General features: G+C 70.3%; 4 protein-coding genes and 2 pseudogenes. 3 read left to right on the top strand and 3 right to left on the bottom strand.

What is annotated here, in order from left to right:
• Positions 1–191 precede the first annotated feature (191 nt).
• The gene (locus AB0G02_RS22230; RefSeq protein ID WP_360797382.1) at positions 192–1,520 is read right to left on the bottom strand and encodes a zinc-dependent metalloprotease; all 1,329 of its coding nucleotides are present in this window, start codon (positions 1,518–1,520) and stop codon (positions 192–194) included.
• Positions 1,521–1,601: 81 nt separating this feature from the next.
• Here AB0G02_RS22230 and AB0G02_RS22225 point away from each other — a divergent pair, with 81 nt between their 5' ends.
• Positions 1,602–2,687 carry a PDZ domain-containing protein gene (locus AB0G02_RS22225; RefSeq protein ID WP_360797381.1) on the top strand — a complete coding sequence of 362 codons (1,086 nt, stop codon included), beginning with the start codon at positions 1,602–1,604 and terminating at the stop codon, positions 2,685–2,687.
• A gap of 66 nt (positions 2,688–2,753) precedes the next feature.
• On the opposite strand, the gene AB0G02_RS22220 is transcribed toward AB0G02_RS22225, so the two are convergent.
• A complete protein-coding gene (locus tag AB0G02_RS22220) occupies positions 2,754–3,296 on the bottom strand; it encodes a PPA1309 family protein (protein ID WP_360797380.1) in 543 nt (180 codons plus the stop codon).
• Positions 3,297–3,425: 129 nt separating this feature from the next.
• Between AB0G02_RS22220 and AB0G02_RS22215 the strand changes: the two are divergent.
• Positions 3,426–6,311: pseudogene (locus tag AB0G02_RS22215) on the top strand (UPF0182 family protein); the annotation flags it as partial.
• Between the two features lie 12 nt (positions 6,312–6,323).
• On the opposite strand, the pseudogene AB0G02_RS22210 reads toward AB0G02_RS22215, so the two are convergent.
• Positions 6,324–6,917: pseudogene (locus AB0G02_RS22210) on the bottom strand (ABC transporter ATP-binding protein); the annotation flags it as partial.
• Between the two features lie 371 nt (positions 6,918–7,288).
• Here AB0G02_RS22210 and AB0G02_RS22205 point away from each other — a divergent pair.
• On the top strand, positions 7,289–8,323 hold the full coding sequence (locus AB0G02_RS22205) for a LysR family transcriptional regulator (RefSeq protein WP_360797379.1): 1,035 nt from the start codon (positions 7,289–7,291) through the stop codon (positions 8,321–8,323).
• The last annotated feature ends 116 nt before the right edge of the window (positions 8,324–8,439 follow it).

The following is an 8,439-nucleotide window of genomic DNA, read 5'->3' as shown; positions in this document are numbered from 1 at the left end:
GAAGCCGGCGGCCGGGGTCGCGGGTATGTCGGTCGTACACGCCCTTTTCCCCGGCGATCGAAGAGCGTGATCGCCGGGAATGAGGACGCGAACGACCGACGCGACCTCGCGGGCGGTGGGTGGCGCGGCGGTGGGTGGCGCGGCGGCGTGTGGTGGGCGGCGTGTGGTGGGCGGTGGGTGGTGGGCGGTGGCTAGGCGTCGCCGGGCTTGTCCTGGTCGTCGCCGCCCTGCTCGTCGTCCTTCTCGCGGAGCGTGCGCTCCAGCTCGGCCATCGGGTCCTCCAGCGCCTTGCGCGTCCGGCCGAACCGCTCGGCGAACTCCATCGGGTCGTCCAGGTCCTCCGCCGACGGCACCAGGTCGGGGTGCTCCCACACGCTGTCGCGCTGCTCGATGCCGTGCTGGTCGGTGAGCAGCTTCCACAGCGCCGCCGCCGAGCGGTGCCGGCGCGGACGCAGCTCCAGGCCGACCAGCGTGGCGAACGTCTGCTCCGCCGGACCGCCGGACGCGCGCCGCCTGCGCAGCGTCTCCCGCAGCGCCTCGGCACCGGGCAGCCGCTCGCCCACGGCCTCGTTCACCACCACGTCCACCCAGCCCTCGACCAGGGCCAGCAGCGTCTCCAGGCGGGTCAGCGCGGCCTTCTGCTCGGGCGTGGTCTGGGGTTCGAGCATCCCCGACTTCATCGCCTCTTCGATGCTCGCCGGGTTCGCCGGGTCGATCTGCCCTGCCATCTGCTCCAGCGCCGAGGTGTCGACGGTGATGCCCCGGGCGAACTCCTCCACCGTGTCCAGCAGCCGCTGCCGCAGCCACGGCACGTGGCTGAACAGCCGCTGGTGCGCCGCCTCACGGGCGGCCAGGAACACCAGCACCTCGCTGGTCGGCCGCTCCAGGCCCTCGGTGAACTTCTCGATGTTCGCCGGCAGCAGCGCGGCCGTGCCCTCGGGCCCGAGCGGCAGGCCGACGTCGGTCGACGTCAGCACCTCCGCGCCGAGCTGGGCCAGCGCACCGCCGAGCTGCGAGCCGAACGCCATGCCGCCCATCTGGCCGAGCATCGACAGCAGCGGGCCGGCGGCCTCCTTGGCCTCGGCGGGCATCGCGTCGACCCAGGCGCCGGACACGCGCTGCGCCACCGGGTCGCACAGCCGCTGCCACGTCGGCAACGTGCGCTCCACCCAGTCGCGCGCGGTCCAGCTCTGCGACGCGCGCGCCCCCGCGGGCAACGCCGTCGCCGGGTCGAGCCACATCTCCGCCAGGTGCACCGCGTCGGTCACCGCGCCGCTCTGGTCCGGGGAGAACCCGATGGTCGTGCCGCCGGTGCCGGCGAGCTGCTGGAGCGCGATCTGCTTCGCGAGGTCGTAGTTGACCGGCCCGGACGACGTGCCCGCGTTGCTGAACATCGCACCGAGCTGGCTCAGCATCGCACCGAGCTGGTTGAAGTCGAAGGGGTTGGCCCCTTGGTCTCCGGGTTTGCGGTCGCGGTCGTCGGGGTCCTGCGGGCCGAACCCGAAGGGCAGGTCACTCATGGGTCCACGGTACGCGGCACGGGGGCGCGGCGTGGGACCGGTTCGCCGGCAGCGTGACGCCTTGGTCGTACCCTGTCGGGCGTGACCGAAGGCACCGACACCGCCGTGGACCAGGTACCGACCCCACCGCACGCGCAGCGGCGCGGCCTGACCCGGCGGACGTGGACCCTCGTGGTCAGCCTCGCGGTCGTGCTGGCGCTGGGCCTGCTCGGCGGGTTCGCCCGCGTGCCCTACGTCGCCCTGGGCCCCGGACCGACCTACGACACGTTGGGCCAGGTCAACGGCAGCGACGTGGTGTCGGTCGACGGGCAGGCGACGTTCCCGACCGGCGGCAGGCTCACCATGACCACCGTGTCGCTCACCGACGACGTGTCGCTGTTCGGCGCGCTCGGCCTGTGGATCAGCGGCCGGTACGCGCTCGCGCCGCGCGAGGAGTTCTTCCGGCCCGGCGAGTCCGAGCAGGAGGTCCGCGACCAGAACGTGAAGGCGTTCCAGGACTCGCAGACCAGCGCCGAGGTCGCCGCGCTGCGCTACCTCGACTACCCGATGAAGGTCGTCGCCGCCGAGATCACCAAGGGCACCGCCGCGGACAGCGTGCTGCAGCCCAACGACCGGCTGCTGGAGGTCAACGGCAAGCAGGTCGCCGGCGCGGACGACGTCCGCTCCGCGTTGGAGAGCACGAAGCCGGGCGACCAGATCGCGCTGACCTTCGAGCACGAGTCCGAGCGCAAGACCGCCACCGTCACCCTCGGCCGGACCGAGGGCCGCGAGACGGGCTTCCTCGGCGTGCTGCCGCTGGACCGCGCGGACGTGCCGTTCGAGATCAAGATCAGCCTCAGCGACGTCGGCGGCCCGTCCGCCGGTCTGCTGTTCGCCCTGTCCATCGTCGACAAGCTCACGCCCGGCGAGCTGAACGGCGGCAAGTCCGTCGCTGGCACCGGTGAGATCAACGACAAGGGCGAGGTCGGCCGCATCGGCGGCATCGGCTTCAAGATGGTCGCCGCCCGCGAAGGCGGCGCCACCGTGTTCATGGTGCCCGCCGGCAACTGCGACGAGGCCAAGCAGCACGCCCCGGAGGGCCTGCGCCTGGTGAAGGTCGAGAAGCTGGACGACGCCGTGCAGTCGCTGGAGTCGCTGAGCAAGGGCGGCGACGCGCCGGCTTGCTAGGCCGCTGCCGGCGTCACTGGAGCACCCGGCGACCTCGCCCGCCGTCTGCGAAGCAGCGGCCAATGATTACTGCCGAAGCGTGTCGAGCAGGGCGCGGGTCAGGTTCGGGGCCAGTTCGGGGTGGGCGACGACCTCTTCGGGGACCTCGACGTTGCCCCGCAGGCGCAGCACGCACGCGGCCGAGCCGTCGCGCAGCACCGCGGCCACCAACCGGGCCTCCCGGCGCTGGGGGTGCTCGGCGGCGAACCGACGCGCCTCCTCGTCGTCGAGCTCCTGCTCGGTCAGCTGCGCCTCGGCGTCCGGCGGCAGCACGACGATCTCCTGCGCCAACGCGCACCCGTGCACCACGTCGGGCCAGACGATGCCCGCCAGCGCCCGGTCCAGCTCGTCGTCCGGCAGCGAGTCCTGGGCGATCGGCGTCAGCGGCGAGGTCTCCGGGTCGAGCTGACCCGCGAGCTCCGGCTGCTGCGCCAGCAGCTCGGACGTCGGTACCAGCGCGAACAGCTGGGTCGGCTGGTTCCACCCGGCGGTGGACACGAACTCCTCGACCTCACGGGCGACGGCGGGCAGCACCACGGCTGGCGTTTCACTGTCTGACACGTGCGCCATGGTCGCACTTGGGTAAAGGGTCGACCGAACGGGGAACCCTCGGCGGCCCTCGTAGAGTTGGACAGATCGTACGAACGCCACTACCGCGATCCAGGAGCGTGCCCCGTGGCCACACGGCCCCCGGTCGGACTGCCCAGGCTGTCCCGTCGCAGCCGGATTCTGCTCATCGTCGGTGCGGTGGTCCTGGTCGGTCTGATCACCGGCTCAAGGCTGCTCGGCACCTACGTCAACTGGCTCTGGTTCGGTGAGGTCGGCTTCCGCAGCGTCTACGGCACGGTGCTCGCGACCCGCTTCGGGTTGTTCTTCGCCGTGGGGCTGCTGGTGGGCGGTCTCGTCGCGATCAACCTGATCCTCGCCTACCGCACCCGACCGGTCTTCGTGCCGGTGTCCGGCCCCGACGACCCGGTGGCCCGCTACCGCGCGGTCGTCAGCAGGCGGATGAAGCTGTTCGGCATCGGCCTGCCGCTGCTGATCGGCCTCATCGCGGGCACGTCGGCGCAGGGCGACTGGGAGGTCGTCCAGCTGTTCTTCAACGCCACCCCGTTCGGCGTGCCCGACCCCGAGTTCGGCCACGACATCGGCTTCTACGCGTTCAAGCTGCCGTTCTACACGTGGGCGCTGTCGTGGCTGTTCATCGCCACGGCGGTCGCGTTCGTGGCCGCGGTGGTGGCGCACTACCTGTTCGGCGGCATCCGGCTCGCCGGTCGCGGCGGCCAGCTCTCCGGGCCCGCGCGCACCCACCTCGCGGTCGTGGCCGGTGTGTTCATCCTGCTCAAGGCGGTCGCGTACTTCTTCGACCGGTACTCCTTGCTGTTCTCCGACCGCAACAACAAGTTCGACGGCGCGAGCTACACCGACCTCAACGCGGTGCTGCCGGCCAAGCTGATCCTGCTGTTCATCGCGGTCTTCTGCGCCATCGCGTTCTTCACGGGCGCGGTGCTGCGCAACCTCCAGCTGCCGGCCATCGCGACCGTGCTGCTGGTGCTGTCGTCGATCCTGGTCGGCGCGGCGTGGCCCGCGGTGCTGGAGCAGTTCTCGGTGCGGCCGAACGCCATCGAGAAGGAAGCCGAACCCATCGGCCGGAGCATCACCTCCACCCGGCAGGCCTACGGGCTCACCGAGGACAAGGTGGAGAGCAAGCCGTACGCCGGCAAGCAGAACGTCTCGCTGGACGAGCTGAAGAACGACCAGGCGACGGTCGGCAACGTCCGGCTGCTCGACCCGGCCGTCATCTCCAAGACGTTCACCCAGTTCCAGCAGCTCCGGCCGTTCTACGCGTTCCCGGAGAAGCTCGACGTGGACCGGTACAAAAAGGACCAGCAGGTCCAGGACTACATCGTCGCGGTGCGCGAGCTGAACACCGCGGGCATCCCGCAGGGCCAGCGCGACTGGATCAACCAGCACCTCATCTACACCCACGGCAACGGCATGGTGTTCGCCGAGGCCAGCGAGGTGAACTCGCCCGCCGACGAGGGCGGCAACGGCGGTTACCCGGTGTTCGACGTGGCCCAGGTCGGCCAGGACGGCAAGGTCCAGCCCGGCCCGTTCGGCGTGGAGCAGCCGCGCACGTACTACGGCGAGCTGGGCGGTCGCGCCGACTACGCCATCGTCGGCGGCCGGGGCGAGGGCGCACCCGGCGAGTACGACACCGACGGCTCGTCCTACACCTACACCGGCCAGGGCGGCGTCCGCATCGGCGGCCTGTTCAACAAGATGGTCTTCGCCGCCGCCTACGGCGAGCGGAACATCCTGTTCAACTCGGCCATCGGTGACGACTCGCGGATCATCTTCAACCGCCACCCGCGCGACCGCGTGGAGGCCGTGGCGCCGTGGCTGACCGTGGACGGCGACCCGTACCCGGCCGTGGTCGACGGCCGCATCACCTGGATCGTCGACGGCTACACCACGCTGGAGAAGTACCCGTACGCGCGCCGCACGGCCCTGGGTGACGCCACCAACGACTCGCTGCCGGGCGTCGCGCAGCTGCCCGACCTGGAGATCAGCTACATCCGCAACTCCGTCAAGGCCACTGTGGACGCCTACGACGGCTCGGTGAAGCTGTACGAGATGGACCAGACCGACCCGGTGCTCAAGGCGTGGATGGGCGTGTTCCCGGGCACGGTGAAGCCGCACAGCGAGATGTCGCAGTCGCTGAAGGAGCACCTGCGCTACCCGGAGGACCTGTTCAAGGTCCAGCGGGAGATGCTGTCGGAGTACCACGTGGACGCGCCTCGTGACTTCTACTCCGGCGTCTCGTTCTGGTCCGTGCCGTCCGACCCGACCATCGACAACGCCACCACGGTGGAGGCGCAGCAGCAGGGCGTCCAGCAGCAGCGGGACCGGCAGCCGCCGTTCTACGTGCTGGCCGGCGACCCGACCGGCGACCCGAACAAGGTGAGCTTCCAGCTCACGAGCGCGCTCGTCCGGCTGAACCGCGAGTTCATGGCCTCGTACGTGACGGTCCGGTCCGACCCGGACAACTACGGCAAGATCAGCGTCCTGACGTTGAACAACGAGGCCAAGGGCCCGCAGCAGATCCAGACGACGTTCCTGACCAACGGCGAGGTCAGCAGCGAGCTGAACCTGCTCACCCAGCGGCAGACCAACGTCGTCTACGGCAACCTGCTCACCCTCCCGGTGGGCGGCGGCCTGCTCTACGTGGAGCCCATCTACATCGAGCGGGCCAGCCAGAACACCCAGTTCCCGCAGCTGTTCAAGGTGCTGGTCAGCTTCGGGGACAAGGTCGGCTACGCGCCGACGCTGGGTCAGGCGATGGAGAAGGTGCTCTCCGGCTCCTCGTCGCAGGTGCCGCAGGGCGACAACGGGCAGACGCCGTCCACGACGCCGTCCACCACGCCCACGCCTCCTGGGGACGGCCAGCAGGGCACGGAGCTCCAGCAGGCCGTGCGGGACATCCAGTCGGCCCTGGACCGCATCAAGTCGGCCCAGTCCAGCGGTGACTTCGCCGAGCTCGGCAACGCCTACAAGGCGCTGGACGACGCGACGAAGAGGTTCGGCACGGCCGTCGCGCACGGCGTGGCGCAGCAGCGCCAGGACCTCCAGCGCGGTGCGGGTGTCCAGCGCGCCGGTCGGCTCGTCACCGAAGATCACCGCGGGCTGGGTGATGAGCGCGCGGGCGATGGCCACCCGCTGCTGCTGACCACCGGACAGCTCGCCGGGGCGGTGCCGACGGCGTTCGGACAGCCCGACGCGGGCGATCACGTCGTCCACCTGGGACCGCTGCGGGCGGCGACCTGCCAGGCGCAGCGGCAGCTGGACGTTCTCCAGGACGGTCAGCGCCGGGAGGAGGTTGAAGGACTGGAACACGAAGCCGATGCGCTCGCGGCGCAGCCGGGTCAGCTCGCGCTCGTTCAGGCCGGTGATCTCCTGGCCGTCGAGCACGACCGAGCCGGAGGTAGGCCGGTCGAGGCCGGCGGCGCAGTGCAGCGCCGTGCTCTTGCCCGAACCGGAGGGGCCCATCACCGCGGTGAAGGTGCCGCGGGCGATGCCGAGCGTGACTCCGTCAAGGGCCACTACGCCGTTCCGCTCATTGCCGTAAACCTTGCGGACGGAATGCAGTCGGACGACGTCATCCACGCCTTGAATCGGAGATAGATTCACGTTCTCGCTCCCCACGTGGGCCTATCGGTGTGTGCACGCGCCGCAGACCATACGGTTGTGATCAAGCCGGCGGCACTGGTGCTGTCCCCCGCATCCGCCTTCGGGCCTGCCGGTGGAACCGTCTCCGCAGCCGTGCGGTTCCGTTCCGTAACCGACTTTCGAGTAGGTAACTGCGGACGATCGTAGCCACCGTTTCCATAATTCCTGTTGAGACCTCAACGAATGGTGGGCGGTCGCGTGAACTCCTCCTCAGGCGTTCACCCGTGGGGTAGGTTGGAACGGCCGCCCGGCACGACGAGGCTGGTCCGGAAAATCCCCCGAACCGGCCGAAGTTAGTGGACCCCGAGTAACGACGCAAAGGGGTTGGATGCATGCACCTGGAGATACGTCACGCCAGGGTGGTCACCACCCTTGCCGAGGCCGGCAGCATCTCGAAGGCCGCGGCGAAGCTGTCTTTGCCCCAACCCAGCCTCACCGCCCAATTGAGACGGATCGAGAAGGCGGTTGGCGGCGACCTGTTCGTGCGTTCGGCCTTCGGCATTACTCCGACGCCGTTGGGTGAGCGTTTAATCCCCATGCTCGCGGATCTGGCGACCCGGGCGGACGCGGTCGTCGCCGAGGCGTCGTCGCTGTCGTCCGGAATTCTCCGCATCGGCAACGCCGAATGGACACCGGTGACCCTGCGGCGGGCGCTGCAGTCGTCGCTGCCCTCGGTGGAGGTGCAAACCGTCACCCTGGACCCGGCCCTCGGCATCGACGCGGTGAGCCGCGGCGAGCTCACCGCGGCGCTCGTGCCCAGCCCGGAGGCGGTGGACGGGGTGCGGGAGCTGGATCCCTCGCTGGCCAAGGAGATCATCGTCCGCGAACCGATCTGGCTGGCCCTGCCCCGCGACCACGCCCTCGCGCGCAGGACTACGGTGAGCCGAAGGCACATGCTGTCGTTGAGCTGGGTGCACCACGTGCCGGGGCACTGGTTCCACACCGTCGAGGAGCACCTGTTCCGCAAGCTCGACCACCCCACGCCGGAGGTCCTGCACTACGCAGGCGGGCACGCGGAGGCGATGAGCTGGGTGCGCGACGCCGGTGCGGCGGCACTGGCCACGCCCACCGGGTCCACGTCGGACGTCAGCCTGGTGGCGATGACCGAGCCGCTGCGCAGCAGGCTCCTGCTGGTGTGGCGGCCGGGCTCGATCCACCCGAACACCCTGCGCCAGCTGATCGACGCGCTGCGCCGGTACTACTGCGAGTACGCCCGCACGATCCCGCGCTACTGGAACTGGATGACCGAGCGCCCGACCGACTTCCCCGAGCTGGCCGCGTTCCTGCCCCGGCCGAGCCGGTGGTGGCCGCGCGACTCGGCCGGGGACCAGCAGCCGGGACCCGCCTCCCGCACCGCCGCGACCTGAGCGTCCACTGGGGATGAAGGGCCACCTCGACGCGGTCGGGGTGGCCTTCGTCATCCCACCTCTTCCCCCTCCGCGAGAGTCCTACATTCGCGCGCCGAGAGTCCTACGTTCGTGAC

Source organism: Actinosynnema sp. NPDC023658, from assembly GCF_040639995.1.
In the GTDB taxonomy this organism is placed as follows: Bacteria; Actinomycetota; Actinomycetes; order Mycobacteriales; family Pseudonocardiaceae; genus Actinosynnema.
Note: the sequence above shows the minus strand (reverse complement) of the source record. Positions and strands in the feature narration are given on the sequence as shown.

Excerpts from the sequence above, each read along its gene's own strand:
- AB0G02_RS22230 (WP_360797382.1), bottom strand. The coding sequence starts at position 1,520 with ATGAGTGACCTGCCCTTCGGGTTCGGCCCGCAGGACCCCGACGACCGC.
- AB0G02_RS22220 (WP_360797380.1), bottom strand. The coding sequence starts at position 3,296 with ATGGCGCACGTGTCAGACAGTGAAACGCCAGCCGTGGTGCTGCCCGCC.
- AB0G02_RS22205 (WP_360797379.1), top strand. The coding sequence starts at position 7,289 with ATGCACCTGGAGATACGTCACGCCAGGGTGGTCACCACCCTTGCCGAG.